Genomic DNA, 21,241 nt, shown 5'->3' on the forward strand with positions numbered 1-21,241 from the left:
CACATGGAACCCGGAGCTCCGCGCACGGCCTAAACTGGCCGTGACCCTTTCGGAGAACTGACCATGAGCCGCACAGAAACCGACAGCCTCGGCCCCATCGAGGTCCCCGACGATGCCTACTGGGGCGCCCAGACCCAGCGTTCGCTGGAAAACTTCGCCATCGGCGGCCAGCGCATGCCGCTGGCCGTCGTCCACGCCCTGGCGCTGATCAAGAAGGCCGCCGCACGGGTCAACGACCGGCTCGGCGAGTTGCCGCCGGAGGTCGCGCGGCTGATCGAGCAGGCCGCCAACGAGGTGCTGGCCGGCAAGCTCGACGACCAGTTCCCCCTGGTGGTCTGGCAGACCGGCAGCGGCACGCAGAGCAACATGAACGTCAACGAGGTGATCGCCGGGCGCGCCAACGAACTGGCCGGCAACCCGCGCGGCGGCAAGGCGCCGGTGCACCCCAACGATCACGTCAACCGCGCGCAGAGCTCCAACGACTGCTTCCCCACCGCCATGCACATCGCTGCGGTCAAGGCCGTGCAGGAACAACTGTTGCCGGCCATCGCCGAACTGCGCGACGGCCTCGCCGAACAGGCGGCACGCCACGCCAGGCTGGTGAAGACCGGCCGCACCCACATGATGGACGCCACGCCGGTCACCTTCGGCCAGGAGCTGTCGGCCTTCGTCGCCCAGCTCGACTACGCCGAGCACGCCATTCGCGCGGCGCTGCCGGCGGTCTGCGAACTGGCCCAGGGCGGCACCGCGGTCGGCACCGGGCTGAACGCGCCGAAGGGCTTCGCCGACGCCATCGCCGCCGAACTCGCCGCGCTTTCCGGCCTGCCGCTGGTTTCCGCGCCGAACAAGTTCGCCGCCCTCTCCGGCCACGAGCCGCTGGTGGTCCTCGGCGGCGCGCTGAAGACCCTCGCCGTGGCGCTGATGAAGATCGCCAACGACCTGCGCCTGCTCGGCTCCGGCCCGCGCGCCGGCTTCGCCGAGGTGAAGCTGCCGGCCAACGAGCCGGGCAGCTCGATCATGCCCGGCAAGGTCAACCCGACCCAGTGCGAGGCGCTGTCGATGCTCGCCTGCCAGGTATTCGGCAACGACGCCGCGATCACCTTCGCAGCCAGCCAGGGCCACCTGCAGCTCAACGTGTTCAAGCCGGTGATCATTCATAACGTTCTGGAATCGGTACGCCTGCTCGCCGACGGCTGCCGCAACTTCAACAGCCACTGCGTCGCCGGCATGCAGCCGGATGCCCGGCAGATGGGCGAACACCTGGAGCGCGGGCTGATGCTGGTGACCGCCCTCAACCCGCACATCGGCTACGACAAGGCCGCGGAAATCGCCAAGAAGGCCTATGCGGAAGGCACCACCCTGCGCGCCGCGGCGCTGAAGCTGGGCTATCTCACGGAGGCGCAGTTCGACGAATGGGTGCGCCCGGAAACCATGCTGGAGGCCGGCCAACATGGTTGAGACCGTCAAGCACGGCGCGACGCCCCTGGAAGGCGACGGCAAGCGCATCCTGCTGATCCTCGGCACGCCGAAACCCTTCGGCTTCTGCCACGCCCTCGCCGAAGCCTATGTGCAGGGCGCGCGCAGCAAGGGACATGTGGTGCATCAGCTGAAACTCGGCGAACTGCAGTTCGACCCGGTGCTGCGCAGCGGCTACGAGCAGAACCAGGTGCTGGAACCGGACCTGCTGGAGGCGCAGCGGCAGCTCCACTGGGCCGAACACCTGGCGCTGGTCTACCCGGTCTGGTGGGGCGGCCTGCCGGCGCTGCTGCAGGGCTTCTTCGACCGCGTCCTCATGCCCGGCTTCGCCTTCCGCTATCGCCACCCCGAAGACCGCGACTGGGAAAAACTGCTCGGCGGCCGCACCGCCGACCTGCTGGTCAGCCACGACCAGCCGCGCTGGCGCTATCGCCTGCGCCAGGGCGCTCCGGCCTTCCGCCAGATGCAGCACGGCATCCTCGACGCCTGCGGTATCCAGACCCAGCGGCTGGAGGAATTCACCCCGGTGCGCAACTCCACCGAGGAGCAGCGCCAGGGCTGGTTGCGGCGGGCGGAGCAACTCGGCAACCAGGTGTAGGACGCACTCATCCCACCCGGCGCAATGCCGGGTGGGGGAAGGTATATCCACTTTCCCCTGCAACACTCAGCGTCAGCCTACAGCCAGGGCCATGACCTGCGACATAGCATCCCGGGCCGCGAAATCCGGCCCATCCGGGCCGGAAAATCGATCGCTCAGGAGGAGTCATGATTCGCAAACTTGCGGCCGAACTAATCGGCACGTTCTGGCTGGTGCTCGGAGGCTGCGGCAGCGCAGTGCTGGCGGCAGCCTTTCCCGAGGTCGGGATCGGCCTGCTCGGTGTTTCCCTGGCCTTTGGTCTCACGGTAGTGACCATGGCCTATGCCATTGGCCATATCTCCGGCTGCCACCTCAACCCGGCAGTCAGCGTCGGTCTCTGGGTGGGCGGACGCTTCCAGGCCTCGCACCTGCTGCCGTACATCGTGGCGCAGGTACTCGGCGGGCTGCTGGCCGGCGCGGTCCTGTACCTGATCGCCACCGGCAAGGCCGGCTTCGATCCGCTCGCCGGCTTCGCCGCCAACGGTTACGCGGAACACTCTCCCGGTGGCTACAGCCTGCAGGCTGCACTGGTGACGGAGGTGGTTCTCACCGCGCTGTTCCTGTTCATCATCATGGGCGCCACCGACAGCCGCGCACCGAGCGGACTCGCGCCACTCGCCATCGGCCTGACGCTGGCGCTGATCCACCTGATCAGCATCCCGGTGACCAACACCTCGGTAAACCCGGCACGCAGCCTGGGCGTGGCGGTGTTCGCCGCTCCCTGGGCGCTGCAGCAGCTGTGGCTGTTCTGGGTCGCGCCGCTGGCTGGCGCCGTTGTCGGCGCCCTGCTCTACCGTGCAGTAGCCCGCTAAGTACGACCGCGATAAAGGTGCCCTGGCGAGGGTACCTTTATCGGTTACCGCCTCAGAAGTACTGGGTCACGCTGATCTTGGCGTTACGGCCCTGGCTGTAGACGCTGTCGCCGGACAATGCCGGGTGGTAGTCGCGGTTGAACAGGTTGTCCACCGTGAGGTTCAGCTCGGTGTTCTCCAGCCCCAGGCGGCGCGGCTTCCAGTAGGCGAACAGGCGCTGGGTGTCGTAGCTGGCGTTGGCCGTCTGGTCCCAGTAGATGTCGCCGGCGATGGTGCCCATGCCGCTGGAGTAGTTGTCGCTGGGCAGGCGGTCGGTCTTGCGCACGAACTCGCCCTGCCAGCCGAGCAGGGCATCCCAGTCGGGGAATTTCACGCCCAGGGTCGCCACCCACTTGGCCGGCGGCACGTCGCGGGCCCAGACGTTGGGGCCCCAGGGGTTGCTGTAGGCGCCATCGTGCTTGCCGCTCACCCAGGAATAGGACAGCCCGCCGAACAGCCGCTCGCTGTCGTAGAAGCTCTCGATCTCGAAACCCTTGTAGGTCGCCCCGGGCAGGTTGCGGTAGTTGCTCAGCGGCAGCATGTCGCCGCAGCTGCCGCCGATGCTGCCGTCGTCGATGGACTGCTGCTCGCAGCCAACGCTGCGGGTGCGGAAGATCTCGTCCTTGATCTTGTTCTGGAACAGCGTGGTGCGCACCTGCAGGTTGTCCCCGGCGACGAACAGGTCCGGCAGGTTGACGATGTTGCCCAGGCGCAGGGCGTGGATGCGCTCGGCGTCGAGGTCGCGGCTGGTGGCGCTGATGGTGCTGCTGTTCTGCACCTCGTACTGCTCGTCGATCACCGGCGCGCGCCAGGTGCGCGAGTAGTCGGCGAAGAAGGCCACGTGCTCGCTGGCGGTCCAGAACAGCGACAGGCGCGGCGACCAGCCACTGTAGGTCTGCGAGCTGTAGTCGTGGCCCTGCGCAGGGTTGTCGTAGAGGGGTGCGTCGTTGGCCTTGCCGTCGTTGCGCACCTGGTCGAAGCGCAACGACGGGGTGACGGTGAGACTGCCCCAGGTCAACGCGTCCTGCAGGTAGGCGCTGCGGGTCAACTGCTTGCCGCTGGGCATGAAGGCCGGCTGGAAGTGCCCGTAGTTGTAGCGCGCGGTGTCGTAGGTCGAGCCGGGAATGTACATCTCGGTGTCGCGGGTGTGCTTGTGCAGTTGTGCGCCGACGGTGAAGGCGTGCTGCAGCGGGCCGGTGTCGAACAGGCTGGTGTTGCGCAGTTCGAGCACCTTGTCGCGGTACTCGGTGTCCATCTTCTGTCCGCCCGTGGCGACCTGGAAGAACGCGTCAGGATTACGCTCATCGGTCTGCTCGACGTGGGACTCGGAGTACTGCAGCAGCAGGTCCACCAGCGGATTGTCGATGGGGTGGTACTGGTACTTGCCGGACCAGGTGGTGTCGGTGGTGTCGCGGTGCGCCAGCAGGCGCTTGAGCGCCGCCTCGTAGCCGTAGCGGTCGATGCTCGACTGGGTCGGCGGCGTCGGGTAGCTGGCCGAGGAGAACGGCGTCCAGCGGGTGCTTTCCGAACGGCTGTAGGAGAAGCCCAGGTCGTTGTCCAGGTTCGGGTGCAGGTTCAGCTTGAACAGCCCGGCGTCCAGGTCCTGGGCGCTGTTGGGCAGCCGCTGCAGGTTGATCGGGTAGCGCCCTTCCGGATCGGGGATGTGCCCGGCCAGCTTGATGTCGCGGCCGTCACGGGCGGTCAGATAGGCCAGGGCGTCGACCTTGCGATCCTCGCTGCGGCCGTAGACGGCGCCGCTGTAGACCTTCTGCTGGTCGTTGGAGTGGTAGCCGTACTTGAGCATGGCGCCGACGTCCTTGACGTCGCGCAACAAGTCGCCAGCGTCCTTGGTCTCCATGTGCACGGTGCCGCCGAAGCCGCCGTTGCCGTTGAACACCGAGTGCGGGCCCTTTTCCACTTCGATGCGCTTGATCAGCTCCGGCTCGATGAACACGGTGCCCTGCTGGTAGCGCTCGAAGCCGCTCTTGGGCGCTCCGTCGAGGGTGAAGGGCACGTCCTCGGCATCGCCCAGGCCCCAGATGTTCACCGTCTGCCCGCCGGGCTTGGGCGAGCCGCCCATGCTGACCCCGGGCAGGGTATCGAGCAGGCTGGGAATGTTGTCCGCCTGGATGCGTTCGATGTCCTTGCGAGTCAGGGTGGAGCGACCAACGCTGGCGGCATCCACCGACTGGCCGGTGCCGACGATGGTTTGCGCATCCAGCTCCAGGGCGTTGTCGCTGAACGCGTCGACCTTGCCGCGAGAGCGCACGACGAAGCCCTCGCCAGCCTCCACCAGCACCAGGGAGGAACCCTGCAGCAGCCGCTCCAGCGCGTCACGGGCGCTATAGCGGCCGGTCAGCGCCGGCGCCTCGAAGCCTTCGATCTGCGCGGCGTCGTACAGCACCTGCACGCCGGCCTGTTGCGACAGGCTGGCGATCGAGGCGCTCAGCGGCTGCGCCGGCAGGTCGAATTGCCAGTCCGCGCCACGGCTGTATTCGGCCAGCATCAGGCTGCCGAGCAACACCGCGCAGCTCAGCGGACGGGCGAACGGGATGGAAAGACGAGACAACATACATGGCCCTCCCCAGGGTCAAAAGGCGCCGCGTGTTTCGCAGCGAATGACGGGGAAGACCCTCATTCGGGAAAAACCCACACCTGCAAATGAAAATATTTCTCAAAAAAACTGGCAAGACCGGCTGCAAGGGCCTTGAACTCAGCGCGACAGGATCACCGCTTCGCCATCGGCGCGCCGTTGCACCCGGACGTCCAGCAGCAACGGCAGGGCGATCAGGAAGTCGTCGATCCGGGCGAGACGCACGTTGCCGGAAATCGGCTTCTGCGCCAGGGCCGGATCGCCCAGGCGGATCGGTGCCGCGCGGTACTGCGACAGTTCCTCCAGCAGCGCGCCGAGGGGCCGGTCGCGGAACGCCAGCATGCCGTCACGCCAGGCACCGACGGAGCCGGGCGCAATCCGGTCCAGCTCGGCCAGCCCGGCGCCGGGTGCCAGCCGGGCGCGCTCGCCGGCCTGCAGCGTCTGCTCCCGTGCGTCGCCGGCATGGGGTTGCAGCGCCACCCGGCCGTGACGCACCGCCACGCTCAGCGCGGCATTGTCGCGGCGCACCTCGAACCCGGTGCCGAGCACCCGCACCCGGCTGTCGCCAATGCTGACGCGGAATGGCCGGGCGCTGTCGTGAGCCACCTCGAAGTAGGCCGTGCCACGCAGCAGGCGGACATCGCGGAAGCCATCCCGGAAATCCATCCGCAGCGACGAGGAGCCCGCCAGGAACACCCGCGTCCCGTCGGCCAGCAGCACTTCGCGCTGCTCGCCCGGCCCGCTGTCCTGGCTCCACTGCGGGTCGGCCAGGCGGTTTCCGCCGAAGTCGCTGGCCGACAGCAGCAAGGCGAGGAACAGGCAGGCCGCCGCCAAGCCACGCCAGGGCAAGGGCGGACGACGGGTGATGCGCGCGGGTGGACGAATCAGGTCGAAATCGGCCCACAACTGCTCGATCTCGCGATAGGCCCGTTCATGCGCCGGATCTTCCGCCAGCCAGCGGTCCAGGGCCTGGCGCTCGCGGGCATCGAAGGTGCCCGAGCGCTGGCGGCTGAACCACTTCGCGGCCAACTCGTCGATCACCTGCTGGCAATTCTGCTGCGGACTCATCGCTCGCCCTCCCCCTGCACATGGCGCTTGCAGTGCAGCAGCGCGCTGGCGACGTGTTTTTCCACCATGCTCAGGGAAATCCCCATGCGCCGGGCAACCTCGGCCTGGGACAGGCCCTCGAACTTGTGCAGGATGAACGCTTCGCGGCGGCGCGGCGGCAAGCTCTGCAGGGCCTGGGAGAGCTGTCGCAGGTAGCGTTGCCGCTCGAACTGGGCCACGGGTTCGCTCCCCTCCGCCGCCGGAGGAAGGTCGGCCTGATCGTCCTGCTCGTGTTCGTCGACCATGCATTCGGCGCTCTGGTTCTGCCGCCGCCAGTGGTCGCGCAGCAGGTTGCGCGCGACCTGGAACAGGAACGCGCGCGGCTGCTCCACCTCGTGCCGCGACGAGGACTTCAGCCACTGGGCGAAGGCGTCCTGGGCCAGGTCGGCGGCATCGGCCGAGCCGCCCAGCTTGCGCCGCAGAAAGCGCAGCAGTTCGCCATGAAGGGAGCGATAGGCCTGGGACACGGTGTGGGAGAATCGCTCATCCATCAGTACTTGCTCCCGGCCACGCAACCCCACCCCTTCCAGACATCGGATCGCACGCAGGATCGACACCGCGCGCAATCGGCAAACTTCGAATCGCACAAATGATAATACATATCATTTGCACAATGAAGCCGGAAGCAGGATTCCGATAGCAGAAGGCCGCCTCGCGGCGGCCTCCTTGTTCAGGCGTTGCTCAGCCGTGCCCGTCGTGCGCGGTAGCTCTTCACCAGCGACGGCGCCAGCGCGATCAGCGCCGAGCCGCCGACCACCAGCAGCGCGCCGAAATAGGCCAGCCCGTTCAGGCTCTCCGGATGCACGTGATCCGGCCACAGCGACGCCGCCAGCGCCACCGAGACGAAGGTCACCAGCGGGGTGATCGCCAGCGTCGCGCTGACCCGCGAGGCCTCCCAATGAGCCAGCGCTTCGGCGAAGGCGCCGTAGGCGATCAGGGTGTTCAGGCAGCAGGCCAGCAGCAGCCAGAATTGCAGCGGGCTGAGCAGGAAGACTTCCCACGGGTGCGCCCAGGGTGTCAGCAGCAGCGCGCAGCCGAGGTAGATCACCATCATCACCTGCACCGACGACCACTGGGTCAGCAACTGCTTCTGCGCCAGGCCGTAGAAGGTCCAGACGAAGGCCGCCAGGACCACGACCAGCACGCCGACGGTGTAGTCGCCGAGCGAGCCGAACAGCTCCGCCAGGCGCTGGTTGAAGAACAGTCCGAAGCCGCAGAGCAGCACGCCGAGGCCGAGCGCCTGGCCGATGCTGAAGCTTTCCTTGAACACGTAGAGGCTGCCGAGCAGCAACAGGATCGGCGCGATCTGGATCACCAGTTGGGTGGTGCCGGGCGAGAGCATCTTCAGGCCGATCAGGTAGAGCACGTAATTGCCGGTCAGGCCACCCACCGCCAGCAGCACGAGAAAGCCGCCCTTGCGTCCCAGCGGCCGGAAGCGCGGCAGCTGGCGGGTGAAGGCCAGGTAGACCAGCAGCATGCCGCCGGAGACGACCAGGCGAAACCAGGTCACGGTGACCGGGTCCATGACCTGGAGGACTTCCTTCAGCTTGATCGGCAGGACGCCCCAGAGCACAGCGGTGACCAGGGCGAGAAACAGGCCGAATTGCCAACGGCCGGAAGAAACGTGCATGGGAGCCTCGACGCGTGAGTGGGCATCCATGCTAAGCCAAGGCCCGCTGTGCCGACAGGAACAGTTCGGGAACACAACTGTGCTGGTCCGGTCATTAAGGTAGGTTGGGCTGAGGCACGAAGCCCAACGAAATTGGTGCCGGCCCCACCAGATGTTGGGCTTCGCTGCGCTCAGCGCCAACCTACGCGGCTCGCAAGGCCGGCACAGATTCTGTCGCCATGTGTACCTGTCCAGCGGCGCGCTTTGCCTCCTAGACTGCAGCGATCACACTCTGGAGTGTCACCCATGCCACTTTCGCTCGCCGCCCTGGAACAAGCCGCCGCCATCGTCCATGCCAGCCTGCCGCCCACGCCGCAGTTCAACTGGCCGTTGCTCAGCGAGGCGCTGGGCTGCGAGGTATGGGTCAAGCACGAGAACCATTCGCCGGTGGGCGCCTTCAAGCTGCGTGGCGGGCTGGTCTACTTCCAGCGTCTGAGCGAACAGCCGGAAAAGCCGTCCGGAGTGATCAGCGCCACCCGTGGCAACCACGGCCAGTCGATCGCCTGCGCCGCCGCCCGCCACGGGATGAACGCGACCATCGTCGTGCCGCACGGCAACAGCCGCGAGAAGAACGCCGCGATGCGCAGCCTCGGCGCCAACCTGATCGAACATGGCGACGACTTCCAGGCGGCCCGCGAACACGCCGCCGAACTGGCCGAGCGCGACGGTCTGCATCTGGTGCCGTCCTTCCATCCCTGGCTGGTGACCGGAGTCGCCAGCTACAGCCTGGAATTCTTCCGCGCCGTGGCCGGGCTGGACGTGGCCTATGTGCCGATCGGCATGGGCTCGGGCATCTGCGGGATGATCGCCGTGCGCGATGCGCTGGGATTGAAGACGCGCATCGTCGGCGTGGTGTCGAAACATGCACCGGCCTATGCGCTGTCGTTCGCCGCCGGCAAACCGGTCAGCCATCCGACCACCACCCGCCTCGCCGACGGCATGGCCTGCAGCACGCCGGACCCGCAAGCGCTGCAAATCATCCTCGACGGCGCCGATCACATCGTGCAGGTCGATGACGAGGAAATCGGCGCGGCCATGCGCCTGTACTTCAGCGCTACCCACAATGTCGCCGAGGGCGCAGGAGCCGCGGCGCTGGCGGCGGCGATGCAGGAGCGCGAGCAGTTGGCGGGGTTGAAGGTGGGGCTGGTGCTCAGTGGCGGGAATGTGGATCGGGAGGTGTTTGCGGCAGAGCTGCGGCAAGCGTAGGGCGGGTGCAACCCGCCATTCCGCTGGAATAATTGGCGGGTTTCACCCGCCCTACGGAGGAATCCCCGCATTAGCGGGGACTGCCCGTCCTCACAGCTTGGCGATGGACACTTCCGTCGACTTCACGAAAGCGATCACCTCGCTGCCGATGGCCAGCTCCAGCTCCTTCACGGAGCGGGTAGTGATCACCGAGGTGACCACGCCGGCTGCGGTCTGCACGTCGATTTCCGAGAGCACCGGGCCCTCGATGATTTCCTTCACGGTGCCTTTGAACTGGTTACGGACGTTGATGGCTTTGATGGTCATGGCGTTTCTCCTTGGGGGGATTCTCAGGTCTGGTTACAGCGCCCAACGCAACTGCGTGGGCAGAGGTGGAACGGGTTCCGGGGCCGCCGGCGTTGCCGGCAGGGCCAATACGCGGTCGAGAACTTCGGCTTCCAGTGCGGCCAGCCGCGCCGAGCCGCGTGAACGTGGGCGGACCAGTTCGACCGGCAGGTCGAGGCCGACTTCGCCCTCTTCGATCAGGATCACCCGGTCGGCGATGGCTACCGCCTCGGCGACGTCGTGGGTGACCAACAGTACGGTGAAGCCATGCTGCTGCCACAGGCGTTCGATCAGTTGCTGCATCTCGATGCGAGTCAGCGCATCCAGCGCGCCGAGCGGCTCGTCGAGCAACAGCAGGCGCGGACGGTGAATCAGCGCCCGGGCCAGGGCGACGCGCTGCTTCTGGCCGCCGGACAATGCCGCCGGCCACTCATGAGCGCGGTCCGCCAGCCCGACTTCCTCCAGCGCCTGCAGGGCCTGGCCGCGCCAGTCGCCGGAAAGGCCGAGACCGACGTTGTCGATCACCCGCTTCCACGGCAGCAGGCGCGCGTCCTGGAACATCAGGCGGGTTTCCTCGCGGGCCTCCGCCAGCGGCGCGGCGCCGGCCAGCAGCGCTCCGGCGCTGGGCTGGTCGAGGCCGGCCAGCAGGCGCAGCAGGGTGCTCTTGCCGCAGCCGCTGCGGCCGACGATGGCGACGAACTGCCCGGCGGGAATGTGCAGGTCGATACCCTTGAGCACCTCGCGCTCGCCGAAGCGCTTCACCACGCCATCCAGCACCAGCGGGATGCCCTGGCGCAGCGCCTGTGGGGTGGCCAGTGCGTTGTTCACGGCATTCATGCGGCACCTCCCTTGTGCACCTGGTAGGCCGGGTGCCAGCGCAGCCAGACTCGCTCCAGCCCCCGCGCGGCGAGGTCGGCGAGCTTGCCGAGCACCGCATAGAGCAGGATCGCCAGCACCACCACGTCAGTCTGCAGGAACTCCCGGGCGTTCATCGCCAGGTAGCCGATGCCGGCGTTGGCGGAAATGGTTTCGGCGACGATCAGGGTCAGCCACATGAAGCCGAGGGCGAAGCGCACGCCGACCAGGATCGACGGCAGTGCACCCGGCAGGATCACCTGGCGGAACAGGCCGAAGCCGGACAGGCCATAGCTGCGCGCCATTTCCAGCAGTCCCGGGTCGATGTTGCGGATGCCGTGGTAGGTGTTCAGGTAGATCGGGAACAGCGTGCCGAGGGCGACCAGGAAGATCTTCGCCGTCTCGTCGATGCCGAACCACAGGATCACCAGCGGGATCAGCGCCAGGTGCGGGACGTTGCGGATCATCTGCACGGAGCTGTCGAGGAAGCGCTCGCCCCACTTCGACAGGCCGGTGACCAGCCCCAGCACCAGGCCGATGCCGCCACCGATGGCGAAGCCGATGGCCGCGCGCCAGGCGCTGATCGCCAGGTGCTGCCAGAGTTCGCCGCTGCTCACCAGCTGGTAGCCGGCTTCGACCACCGCGCTCGGCGCCGGCAGGATGCGGCTGGACAGCCAGCCCGCCTCCACCGCCAGTTGCCAGATGGCGACCAGCGCCACCGGCAAGGCCCAGGGCGCCAAGCGCCGGGCAATTGAACTTGCATGTTTTCTTGCCATTCTCGGCTCCATCGTAGGAGTCACTGTTCTTGAATCGGTGCGAGGTTCTCCCCCTCACCCTAGCCCTCTCCCTTGAGGGAGAGGGGACTGTCCGGAGTTGCCGGCTGGCACGGCATACAATTCCACGCCGTTGCGCCCCCTCTCCCTTTGAGCGGGGCGCGCAGCCAGGGCTGGGGTGAGGGAACCCCCCAGCTCCTACAGTTCCTTCAGCTCGCCGCTGCCGTCCTCGGCAGGATGTCGTTGGCCACCATCTCGCCGAACGGGCTGACGTAGCCGCGGCTTTCCGGTTGTGCCGGACGGGCGATGTCCAGGTGCGGGAATAGCAGCTCGGCGACCCGGTAGGACTCTTCCAGGTGCGGGTAGCCGGAGAAGATGAAGGTGTCGATGCCGAGTTCGGCGTATTCCTTCACCCGTGCGGCCACGGTCGGGCCGTCGCCGACCAGCGCGGTGCCGGCGCCGCCACGTACCAGACCGACGCCGGCCCAGAGGTTGGGGCTGACTTCCAGCTTGTCGCGCTTGCCGCCGTGCAGTGCGGCCATGCGCTGCTGACCGACCGAGTCGAAGCGCGCCAGCGAGGCCTGGGCGCGGGCGATGGTGTCGTCGTCCAGATGACTGATCAGGCGTTCGGCGGCCTGCCAGGCTTCCTCGTTGGTCTCGCGCACGATCACGTGCAGGCGGATGCCGAAGCGCACGCTGCGGCCCTGGCGTGCGGCTTTCTCGCGGACCTGGGCGATCTTCTCGGCCACCGCCGCCGGCGGCTCGCCCCAGGTCAGGTACAGCTCGACCTGCTCGGCGGCCAGGTCCTGCGCGGCATCCGACGAGCCGCCGAAATACAGCGGCGGACGCGGCTGCTGGATCGGCGGATAGAGCAGCTTGGCGCCCTTCACCTGGATGTGCTTGCCGTCGTAGTCGACCGTCTTGCCTTCCAGCACGCCGCGCCAGATGCGGGTGAATTCGACGGAGGCTTCGTAGCGTTCTTCATGGCTCAGGTGCAGGCCGTCGCCGGCCAGTTCGTCCGGGTCGCCGCCGGTAACTAGGTTGAACAGTGCCCGCCCGTTGGAAAGACGGTCGAGGGTCGCGGCCTGACGCGCGGCCACGGTCGGCGAGATGATCCCCGGACGCAGCGCGACGAGGAATTTCAGGCGCTGGGTGACCGGGATCAGCGAGGCGGCGACCAGCCAGGAGTCCTCGCAGGAACGCCCGGTGGGGATCAGTACGCCGCCGAAACCGAGACGGTCGGCGGCCTGGGCGACCTGCTGCAGATAGCCGTGGTCGACGGCGCGGGCGCCTTCGGCGGTGCCAAGGTAATGGCCGTCGCCGTGGGTGGGAAGGAACCAGAAGAGGTTGAGGCTCATCGCTTTAACTCCAGATAAGCGCGCCGGCATGGCGTAGCCGCGCGATGATGGTTTTGGAAATCGTCCTGTCGTAGGAGCGGGCCATGCCCTCGATCCGCCGAGATGCTTCGCGGGCATGGCCCGCTCCTACAGGAAAGTCATTGGGCCTGGGCGAGCTTGGCGTTGGCCGGCGGCGTCCAGATCACGTCCTTGATGCTCAGCGGCTTGGGAATCAGCTTCAGCTGGGTGAAGGTATCGGCGATCTTCTGCTGCGCCTGCACCACCTCGGGGGTGATGAACTGCGCGCCGTAGCCCTGGCGTTTCACCGCGGTGAGGGTGATGTCCGCCGGCAGGCCGAGCAGCGGCGCCACCTGGTCGGTGACCTGCTGCGGATTACCCTGCGACCACTCGCCGACCTGGCGCACTTCCTCCACCAGGCTGGCGATCACCTGCGGGTGTTTCTGCGCATAGGTACGGGTGGCGAGGTAGAACTGGTGGTTGTCGACCAGCCCGCTGCCATCGGCCAGCGTCTTGGCCGACAACTGCTTCTCGGCGGCGGCCTGGTACGGGTCCCAGATCACCCAGGCGTCGACGCTGCCGCGCTCGAAGGCGGCGCGGGCGTCGGCCGGCGGCAGGTAGACCGGGGTGATGTCGCTGTATTTCAGGCCGGCGTTCTCCAGCGCGCGCACCAGCAGGTAGTGCACGTTGGAGCCCTTGTTGAGGGCGACCTTCTTGCCCTTGAGCTGGGCGACCGAGGAAATCGACGAGTCCTTCTGCACCAGGATCGCCTCGCTGGTCGGCGCCGGCGGTTCGTAGGCGACATAGAGCAGGTCGGCGCCGGCGGCCTGGGCGAAGACCGGCGGCGTCTCGCCGGTGACGCCGAAGTCGATGCTGCCGACGTTCAGCCCTTCGAGCAGCTGCGGGCCGCCGGGGAACTCGGTCCATTGCACGGTGACGCCCTGCTCCGCCAGACGCTTCTCCAGCGTGCCGCGAGCCTTGAGCAGCACCAGGGTGCCGTATTTCTGATAGCCGATACGCAGGGTCTCGGCCTGTGCCTGGGTGATGGCGCCGAAAGTGATGGCCGCGGCGAACAGGGCGGCCAGACTCCGACGCAAAGTGATAGTGCGCATGGCGCTCTCCTTTGCTCTGAATGTCTTGGTTGTCGACCTGCTCGCCCGTTGTCGGGCCAGTAAGGTGGGGATGTCAGGTGTTGCGAGTCGCGTAGGACGGGTGCAACCCGCCGTATCTTCAATGGCGGGTTGCACCCGCCCTACAGGGTTTCAAACGCTCCAGCGGGCCGTGGCCAGCAGGTTGCGGTCATGCGGCCGATGCCGCCGCGCCAGTGCACCGTGGAAATGCTCCAGCGAGTCCAGCAGGCGGCGTTCGAGGGCCTCATCCAGGCGCTCCGGGGAGTCGCCGCTGGCGTAGGCGATCTGCTGGTCCTCGGCGAACACGCCGTGCAGCACTTCCTGCGCCTTCAGCGCGCCCAGTACCGGCTTGAGGGCGTAGTCCACCGCCAGCATGTGCGCATTGCTGCCACCGGTGGCCAGCGGCAGAACGACCTTGTGGTTGAGGGCGCGTTCCGGCAGCAGGTCGAGCAGCACTTTCAGCGCACCGGCGATGGAGGCCTTGTACACCGGCGTGGCGATCACCAGCCCGTCGGCACGCGACACCTGCTCCACCAGATCGAGGATTCGCGGGCTGTCGAAGCGTGCGTAGAGCAGGTCCTCGGCGGGAAAGTCGCGCAACTGGTAGCTCGCCACCTCCACACCACGGCCGTTCAGCCAGCGCCTGGCACGGTCCAGCAAGACCCCCGAACGGGAGCGCACGCTGGGGCTACCGGCGATGGAGACAACGAACATGATTTCTATCCTTCTCGTGGACACCGATCCAGGGTGAAAAAAATGGCCGGCGAACCGGCCTCAAAACCCCTGCTCGTGGTTAAGACATTGCCTGCCCGCGGTGCGCGGGCTGCGGCTGGATCAACGGTTCGGTTGCGGCGTCAGGCGCAGGTAGGGCTTGACCGCGCGATAGCCCCTGGGGAAGCGCTGGCGGATTTCTTCCTCGTCCTGCAGCGAGGGCACGATCACCACCTCGTCGCCGTCCTTCCAGTTGCCCGGCGTCGCGACCTTGTGGTTGTCGGTGAGCTGCAGCGAGTCGATCACCCGCAGGATTTCGTTGAAGTTGCGCCCGGTGCTGGCCGGGTAGGTGATGATCAGGCGCACCTTCTTGTTCGGGTCGATGATGAACAGCGAACGCACCGTCAGGGTGTCGTTGGCGTTCGGGTGGATCAGGTCGTACAGCTCCGAGACCTTGCGGTCGGCATCGGCGATGATCGGGAAGTTGACCTGGGTATCCTGGGTCTCGTTGATGTCGTCGATCCACTTCACGTGGGAGGCGACCGGGTCCACAGAGAGTGCGAGGACCTTCACGCCGCGCTGGGCGAATTCGCCCTTGAGCTTGGCGGTCAGGCCGAGCTCGGTGGTGCAGACCGGGGTGAAATCCGCCGGGTGGGAGAACAGCACACCCCAGCTGTCGCCGAGCCAGTCATGGAAGCGCAGACGGCCGGTGCTGGATTCCTGTTCGAAGTCGGGGGCGATATCGCCGAGTCTCAGGCTCATGAAGGGTCACTCCTTGTTCGTGGTGGGTTCACTATGCACAAGGTTTCAGCGCATTAAAAAGAATAGATTTTGATTTTCTTATAACCAAAATCAAAACGCGCTTTCCTCGCAACAAACGCGCATTCAGCATAGGAGGAGTTTTTCCCTGCGTAGCGCCGGAAATTCGCCTGCAAATGGTGAGAAATTTCCACCGTTCGTCGAATCGCCCCCGCCGTGCAAAAGGCACGACTTAGACTCATTGCATGCGTACCCGCTTGTGGGGAGATGTACTCATGTTTGGGAAAAGGTCGTCCGATCCCGAATCACGGCAACACTATCGAAGCGATCGGATCTGCTCGGTCAACGGCCAGTATTTCTTCTCGACGCGCGAGGGCACCCTGGAAGGCCCCTACTTCACTCGCTTCGACGCCGAGCGTGAGGTGGAGCTGTACATCAACCGCATGCAGCAGGCGGCCGGCATATACGCTCGCAGCGGGCAGTAGCGGCGTAAAATGAAAAGCAAAAAGCCCCGGCTCGTGCCGGGGCTTTTCTTTGGTTCGACGTAGATTAGCGCTGAGCTTGCGAAGCCCAACATCTGGTGGGCATGAAGCGTTGGGCTTCGCTGCGCTCAGCGCCAACCTACGTCCAGGACGCGGATCAGGCCTGGCTGCGGGTAGTGCCAGTGCACGTCCAGATCCCACAGGCGGACGCCGTAGCGGCGTTCCGGGGCGGGGTTCTGGTAGGCCGGGCGCGGGTCCTGGGCGAGGCATTGCTCGATCAGCTCGACCACCGGTTCGCCCAGGCGCCGGCCATGCTCGCGGGTCTGGGCCAGCGCGGCGTCCGTCCACTGCACGGGAATCGGCGCGGGCGGCGCCTCGGCGATGGCATTGCTGGCGCCTTCGACTGCGTCGGCATAGGGCACGTACGGCTTGATATCCAGCACCGGCGTGCCGTCCAGCAGGTCGATGCCGGACAGCCAGAGACGTCCCGGTTCGACCTTTTCCAGCTTCACCACCGACTGGCCTATTCCGTTCGGCCGGTGCGTGGCGCGGGTGGCGAACACGCCCAGCGAGCGGTTGCCGCCCAGCCGTGGCGGCCGCACCTTCAGCCGTGGCTTGTCCTCCAGCGCCTGGTGGAAGAGGAAGATCAGCCAGACATGGCTGACCTGCTCCAGCCCCTCGACAGCTTCCGGCTGGTCGAACGGCGGCAGCAGTTCCAGCACGCCACGGGCGGCCGGGGCCAGTTGCGGCTGGCGCGGGATGGCGAACTTCTCCTTGAAGCAGGAGCGGACGAAACCGATGGGACTGACGGAGTAGGACATGCTGGCAGGCGCTGAAGGCGGGGTGGCCATGGTAGCCGATCAGCGTGCCGGACGCCGCCCGCGAAGCAGTAGCCAGCCGTAGAGTGCGCCGTTGAGCAGGACGACGATCAGGCCGAACAGCAGTTGCATGCCGTCGGTGAGGTTGCCGGGGTAGATCAACGGAACGAGATAGTGCTCGATGAAGCCGCCGGCATAGCCTTCATCGCCGGCCAGGCGGCGCAGGCGGTTTTCCAGCGGTGTCAGCGGACAGATGCCGTGGGAGAACTCGATGTACGCGCCCCATGCCACCGCCGGCAGATGCAGCCAGGCGAGGCGCGGCCAGCGCAGGAGCAGCAGGGCGCCGAGCACGACGAAGAGGATGAAGCCGAGGTGGAGCAGCAGCACCGCATCGGCGGCCAGGCGGAAGATCATCGAGCTTTCCCTGAGATTCTCAGCCACGCAGGCGCTGGGTGAGGCCCTTGAGGAAGTTGCGCAGCAACTGGTCGCCGCAGGGGCGGTAGTTGCTGTGGCCGGGCTTGCGGAACAGCGCGCCGAGTTCGGCTTTCGAGACCGGGAATCCGACCTCGTCGAGGATAGCGAGGATATCGTCGTCGCGCAGTTCAAAGGCGACGCGGAGTTTCTTCAGCACGATATTGTTGGTCAGCGGCAGCTCCACCGGCAGCAGCGGACGGCTTTCGTCGCGGCCACGGCGATACACGATCAGGCCGTCCAGGAAGTGGGCCAGAACCCGGTCGCTGCACGGCCGATAGCCCGGGTCTTCTTCCCGCTCAAGGAAGGCGATGACGTCGTCCCGTTCGATTTCCAGCCCGGCCATGCGGGTGATGTCGGCGACGCCGGTGTCGCTGATGTCGAGCATGTAGCGCACGCTGCGCAGTACGTCGTTGTTGATCATTTCCACAGGTCCGTAGCGGGGCAGAAAGTGAAAGCCCCGCAGTGCGGGGCTTTCGGGAGACTCAGACCAGTTCGGCCCAGAGGTCGTACTCGTCGGCGCCGGTGATGCGCACGCGGACCTTGTCGCCCGGCTTCACGTCGAAGGTATCGACGTAGACGGCGCCGTCGATCTCCGGCGCATCGGCCCAGGAGCGGCCTACCGCGCCCTCGTCGTCCACTTCGTCGATCAGCACTTCGATTTCCTTGCCGATCTTCATCTCCAGGCGCGCGGCGGAGATGGCCTGCTGGTGCGCCATGAAGCGCTCCCAACGGTCCTGCTTGACGTCGTCCGGCACCAGTTCCAGGTCCATGTCGTTGGCCGGGGCGCCGTCCACCGGCGAGTACTGGAAGCAGCCGACGCGGTCGAGCTGGGCTTCGGTCAGCCAGTCGAGCAGGTACTGGAAGTCTTCCTCGGTCTCGCCGGGGAAGCCGACGATGAAGGTCGAGCGGATGGTCAGCTCCGGGCAGATCTCGCGCCACTTCTTGATGCGGGCGAGGGTCTTGTCCTCGAAGGCCGGGCGCTTCATGTTCTTCAGCACTTTCGGGCTGGCGTGCTGGAACGGGATGTCGAGGTACGGCAGCAGCTTGCCCTCGGCCATCAGCGGGATCACGTCATCGACGTTCGGGTACGGGTAGACGTAGTGCAGGCGTACCCACACGCCCATGCTCGACAGCGCCTGGCACAGCTCCAGCATGCGGGTCTTCACCGGCTGGCCGTCCCAGAAATCCATCTTGTAGCGCAGATCGACGCCGTAGGCGCTGGTGTCCTGGGAGATCACCAGCAGTTCCTTGACGCCGGCCTTGACCAGGCGCTGGGCTTCGCTGAGCACGTCGCCGACCGGGCGGCTGACCAGCTTGCCGCGCATCGACGGGATGATGCAGAAGCTGCAGGTGTGGTTGCAGCCTTCGGAAATCTTCAGGTAGGCGTAGTGGCGCGGGGTCAGCTTGATGCCCTGCGGCGGCACCAGGTCGATCAGCGGGTTGTGCTCGGCCTTTGGCGGGATCACCTCGTGCACCGCGTTGACCACCTGCTCGTACTGCTGCGGGCCGGTGACGGCCAGCACGCTGGGGTGCACGTCGCGGATGCTGTTCTCGGCGACGCCCATGCAGCCGGTGACGATGACCTTGCCGTTCTCGGCGATGGCCTCGCCGATGGCGTCCAGCGATTCGGCCTTGGCGCTGTCGATGAAGCCGCAGGTGTTGACCACCACTACGTCGGCATCCTCATAGGTGGGCACGATCTCGTAACCCTCCATGCGCAACTGGGTGAGGATACGTTCGGAGTCCACCGTTGCCTTCGGGCATCCGAGTGAAACAAATCCGACTTTGGGGGTGGCGGTGGACATGGGGGGCTAACCTCGAAGGGCGCGCTGGCGGCGCCTCTGATCAAAAAGTGCGCAATTCTACCGGCAGGCCGCGTGCTTGACCAGTCTCCAGGGGACAAACGTGCATACCGGTAATTGCTAAAAACTCCCTCTATAGTGATTCAGAACGCCGCAGAGCCGCTCTTGCATCGCCGAGTGCGGCGGAGCAGGATGCGCCGAATTTTTTCCCCGGGGGAACAGCGATAAATGTCCGAGGCAGCCGAAAGCTCTGCTGAAAGTCAGGATGGACACCACCGGTCATCCGCGGTCGGGATGATCGTGGCGGCGGTAGGGGTGGTCTACGGCGATATCGGCACCAGCCCGCTGTACACGCTGAAGGAAGTCTTCAACGGCGGCTATGGCGTGAGCATCACGCACGACGGGGTCTTCGGCGTGCTGTCGCTGATCTTCTGGTCGCTGATCTGGGTGGTTTCGCTGAAGTACGTGCTGTTCGTCCTGCGTGCCGACAACGAGGGCGAGGGCGGGGTGATGGCACTGACCACCCTGGCGCTGCGGGCGGCGCTGCCATACCGGAAGCTGCGCTCGGTGCTGGTGGTGTTCGGCCTGATCGGCGCCGCGCTGTTCTATGGCGACAGCATGATCACCCCGGCGATTTCCGTGCTCTCGGCGGTCGAGGGGCTGGAAATCGCCTTCGACGGCATCGAGCACTGGGTGGTGCCGCTGGCGCTGATCGTGCTGGTCGGCCTGTTCCTCATCCAGAAGCACGGCACCGCGCGCATCGGCAAGCTGTTCGGACCGGTCATGGTGATCTGGTTCCTCGTCCTCGGTGCGCTCGGCCTGTACGGCATCTGGCAGCATCCGGAAGTGCTGAAGGCGGCCAACCCGGCCTGGGCGGTGAACTTCTTCATCGCCCATCCGGGCATCGGCGTGGCCATTCTCGGCGCGGTGGTGCTGGCGCTGACCGGCGCCGAGGCGCTGTACGCCGACATGGGGCACTTCGGCCGCAAGCCGATCGCCCGCGCCTGGTTCCTGCTGATCCTGCCGGCGCTGGTGCTGAACTACTTCGGCCAGGGCGCGATGATCCTGTTCAACCCGGAAGCGGCGCGCAACCCGTTCTACCTGCTGGCACCTAGCTGGGCGCTGGTGCCGCTGGTGGGACTGGCAACCGCCGCCACGGTGATCGCCTCGCAGGCGGTGATTTCCGGCGCCTTCTCCCTGACCCAGCAGGCCATCCAGCTGGGCTATGTGCCGCGCATGTTCATCCAGCACACCTCCAGCCATGAGCAGGGGCAGATCTACATCGCCGGGGTGAACTGGGCGCTGATGGTCGCCGTGGTGCTGCTGGTGATCGGCTTCGAGTCCTCCGGCGCGCTGGCTTCGGCCTATGGCGTGGCGGTGACCGGCACCATGCTCTGCACCACGGTGCTGATGAGCGTGGTGATGCTCCTGCTGTGGCGCTGGTCGCCGCTGGTGGCGGTGCCGCTGATGCTCAGCTTCCTGCTGGTGGATTCGCTGTTCTTCGCCGCCAACCTGCCGAAGGTGCTGCAGGGCGGCGCCTTCCCGGTGCTGGCGGGCGCTGCGCTGTTCGTCCTGATGACCACCTGGAAGCGCGGCCGGCAACTGCTGATGGACCGCCTCGACGAGAGCGCGCTGCCGCTGCAGCTGTTCATCGCCAGCCTGCGCGCCGATCCGCCGCAGCGGGTCAGGGGCACGGCGGTGTTCCTTTCCGCGCGGGACGACGTGGTACCGCACGCGCTGTTGCACAACCTGCTGCACAACCAGGTGCTGCACGAGCAGGTGGTGCTGCTCACGGTGGTCAGCGAGGACACGCCACGGGTGCCGCCGGAGCGGCGTTTCGAGGTGAGTTCCTATGGCGACGGATTCTTCCGCGTGCTGCTGCACTTCGGCTTCGTGGAGGAGCCGGACGTGCCGGGAGCCCTGAAGCTGTGCCACCTGAGCGACCTGGATTTCAGCCAGATGCGCACGACGTACTTCCTCAGCCGGGAGACGGTCATTCCGTCCAAACGGATCGGCATGGCGCGCTGGCGCGAGGGGCTGTTCGCGTTCCTGCTGAAGAACGCCAACGGCAACCTGCGCTACTTCAACCTGCCGCTGAACCGGGTGATCGAGCTGGGTACGCAGGTCGAGATCTGATCGGATGGGTAGTAGGGCGGGTGCAACCCGCCGGCCCGGAGCTGTCATGGCGGGTTTCACCCGCCCTACGGAAAGAACCGAAA

At 66.4% G+C, this 21,241-nt stretch carries 21 protein-coding genes; 6 read left to right on the plus strand and 15 right to left on the minus strand.

Annotated features, from left to right (window positions below; all coding sequences use genetic code 11):
- Window positions 1-63: 63 nt before the first annotated feature.
- The 3 genes from JFY56_RS04450 (at window position 64) to aqpZ (ending at window position 2,925) form a co-directional block, all read left to right on the plus strand.
- On the plus strand, window positions 64-1,458 hold the full coding sequence (locus JFY56_RS04450; protein WP_208312253.1) for a class II fumarate hydratase: 1,395 nt from the start codon (window positions 64-66) through the stop codon (window positions 1,456-1,458).
- Window positions 1,451-2,074 carry an NAD(P)H-dependent oxidoreductase gene (locus JFY56_RS04455; protein ID WP_208312254.1) on the plus strand — a complete coding sequence of 208 codons (624 nt, stop codon included), beginning with the start codon at window positions 1,451-1,453 and terminating at the stop codon, window positions 2,072-2,074. The genes JFY56_RS04450 and JFY56_RS04455 overlap by 8 nt, the downstream gene beginning before the upstream one ends.
- 167 nt (window positions 2,075-2,241) lie before the next feature.
- Window positions 2,242-2,925: an aquaporin Z gene (gene aqpZ, locus JFY56_RS04460; protein WP_236032418.1), complete on the plus strand. Its 684-nt coding sequence runs from the start codon at window positions 2,242-2,244 to the stop codon at window positions 2,923-2,925.
- A gap of 52 nt (window positions 2,926-2,977) precedes the next feature.
- Here aqpZ and JFY56_RS04465 read toward each other — a convergent pair whose 3' ends face one another.
- The 4 genes from JFY56_RS04465 to JFY56_RS04480 form a co-directional block, all read right to left on the minus strand.
- Window positions 2,978-5,536 (minus strand): TonB-dependent receptor, encoded by a 2,559-nt coding sequence (locus JFY56_RS04465; RefSeq protein ID WP_208312255.1) that lies wholly within the window; start codon window positions 5,534-5,536, stop codon window positions 2,978-2,980.
- A gap of 141 nt (window positions 5,537-5,677) precedes the next feature.
- Window positions 5,678-6,625 carry a FecR family protein gene (locus JFY56_RS04470; RefSeq protein WP_208312257.1) on the minus strand — a complete coding sequence of 316 codons (948 nt, stop codon included), beginning with the start codon at window positions 6,623-6,625 and terminating at the stop codon, window positions 5,678-5,680.
- Entirely contained in the window at window positions 6,622-7,155 is a 534-nt protein-coding gene (locus tag JFY56_RS04475) for an RNA polymerase sigma factor (protein WP_208312259.1), read from the minus strand. Before JFY56_RS04475 ends, JFY56_RS04470 begins: the two co-directional genes overlap by 4 nt.
- A gap of 179 nt (window positions 7,156-7,334) precedes the next feature.
- A complete protein-coding gene (locus JFY56_RS04480; RefSeq protein WP_208312261.1) occupies window positions 7,335-8,294 on the minus strand; it encodes a DMT family transporter in 960 nt (319 codons plus the stop codon).
- Window positions 8,295-8,579: 285 nt separating this feature from the next.
- On the opposite strand from JFY56_RS04480, the gene JFY56_RS04485 reads away from it, so the two are divergent.
- Window positions 8,580-9,539, plus strand: a complete 960-nt coding sequence (locus tag JFY56_RS04485; protein WP_208312263.1) for a threonine dehydratase — start codon at window positions 8,580-8,582, stop codon at window positions 9,537-9,539.
- A 90-nt stretch (window positions 9,540-9,629) separates the two neighbouring features.
- Here the strand turns inward: JFY56_RS04485 and JFY56_RS04490 are convergent, their stop codons facing one another.
- From JFY56_RS04490 to JFY56_RS04520, 7 genes are all read right to left on the minus strand, one after another.
- Window positions 9,630-9,845, minus strand: coding sequence for a TOBE domain-containing protein (locus JFY56_RS04490; protein WP_208312265.1), 216 nt, complete (start codon window positions 9,843-9,845; stop codon window positions 9,630-9,632).
- Window positions 9,846-9,878: 33 nt separating this feature from the next.
- Window positions 9,879-10,700 carry an aliphatic sulfonates ABC transporter ATP-binding protein gene (gene ssuB, locus JFY56_RS04495; RefSeq protein ID WP_208312267.1) on the minus strand — a complete coding sequence of 274 codons (822 nt, stop codon included), beginning with the start codon at window positions 10,698-10,700 and terminating at the stop codon, window positions 9,879-9,881.
- Window positions 10,697-11,494 carry an aliphatic sulfonate ABC transporter permease SsuC gene (gene ssuC, locus JFY56_RS04500; RefSeq protein WP_208312269.1) on the minus strand — a complete coding sequence of 266 codons (798 nt, stop codon included), beginning with the start codon at window positions 11,492-11,494 and terminating at the stop codon, window positions 10,697-10,699. Before ssuC ends, ssuB begins: the two co-directional genes overlap by 4 nt.
- A gap of 206 nt (window positions 11,495-11,700) precedes the next feature.
- Window positions 11,701-12,849: an FMNH2-dependent alkanesulfonate monooxygenase gene (ssuD, locus tag JFY56_RS04505; protein ID WP_208312271.1), complete on the minus strand. Its 1,149-nt coding sequence runs from the start codon at window positions 12,847-12,849 to the stop codon at window positions 11,701-11,703.
- 137 nt (window positions 12,850-12,986) lie between these two features.
- Window positions 12,987-13,958, minus strand: a complete 972-nt coding sequence (locus tag JFY56_RS04510) for a sulfonate ABC transporter substrate-binding protein (protein WP_208312272.1) — start codon at window positions 13,956-13,958, stop codon at window positions 12,987-12,989.
- 150 nt (window positions 13,959-14,108) lie between these two features.
- Window positions 14,109-14,690, minus strand: coding sequence for an NADPH-dependent FMN reductase (ssuE, locus tag JFY56_RS04515; protein WP_208312274.1), 582 nt, complete (start codon window positions 14,688-14,690; stop codon window positions 14,109-14,111).
- A gap of 120 nt (window positions 14,691-14,810) precedes the next feature.
- Complete coding sequence (locus tag JFY56_RS04520) at window positions 14,811-15,449, minus strand: peroxiredoxin (RefSeq protein WP_208312276.1); 639 nt, start codon at window positions 15,447-15,449, stop codon at window positions 14,811-14,813.
- 272 nt (window positions 15,450-15,721) lie between these two features.
- Here JFY56_RS04520 and JFY56_RS04525 point away from each other — a divergent pair, with 272 nt between their 5' ends.
- A complete protein-coding gene (locus JFY56_RS04525; RefSeq protein ID WP_208312278.1) occupies window positions 15,722-15,931 on the plus strand; it encodes a DUF6316 family protein in 210 nt (69 codons plus the stop codon).
- A 125-nt stretch (window positions 15,932-16,056) separates the two neighbouring features.
- On the opposite strand, the gene tsaA is transcribed toward JFY56_RS04525, so the two are convergent.
- The 4 genes from tsaA to rimO form a co-directional block, all read right to left on the minus strand.
- Window positions 16,057-16,749 (minus strand): tRNA (N6-threonylcarbamoyladenosine(37)-N6)-methyltransferase TrmO, encoded by a 693-nt coding sequence (tsaA, locus tag JFY56_RS04530; RefSeq protein ID WP_208312280.1) that lies wholly within the window; start codon window positions 16,747-16,749, stop codon window positions 16,057-16,059.
- Between the two features lie 39 nt (window positions 16,750-16,788).
- Window positions 16,789-17,160, minus strand: coding sequence for a DUF2784 domain-containing protein (locus tag JFY56_RS04535; protein WP_208312282.1), 372 nt, complete (start codon window positions 17,158-17,160; stop codon window positions 16,789-16,791).
- 19 nt (window positions 17,161-17,179) lie between these two features.
- Complete coding sequence (locus tag JFY56_RS04540) at window positions 17,180-17,641, minus strand: YehS family protein (protein WP_208312283.1); 462 nt, start codon at window positions 17,639-17,641, stop codon at window positions 17,180-17,182.
- Between the two features lie 61 nt (window positions 17,642-17,702).
- Window positions 17,703-19,025 (minus strand): 30S ribosomal protein S12 methylthiotransferase RimO, encoded by a 1,323-nt coding sequence (rimO, locus tag JFY56_RS04545; protein WP_208312285.1) that lies wholly within the window; start codon window positions 19,023-19,025, stop codon window positions 17,703-17,705.
- A 291-nt stretch (window positions 19,026-19,316) separates the two neighbouring features.
- On the opposite strand from rimO, the gene JFY56_RS04550 reads away from it, so the two are divergent.
- Window positions 19,317-21,158: a potassium transporter Kup gene (locus JFY56_RS04550; protein WP_408004377.1), complete on the plus strand. Its 1,842-nt coding sequence runs from the start codon at window positions 19,317-19,319 to the stop codon at window positions 21,156-21,158.
- The last annotated feature ends 83 nt before the right edge of the window (window positions 21,159-21,241 follow it).

The sequence above is a fragment of the Pseudomonas schmalbachii genome, assembly GCF_017589465.1.
GTDB lineage: Bacteria > Pseudomonadota > Gammaproteobacteria > Pseudomonadales > Pseudomonadaceae > Pseudomonas > Pseudomonas schmalbachii.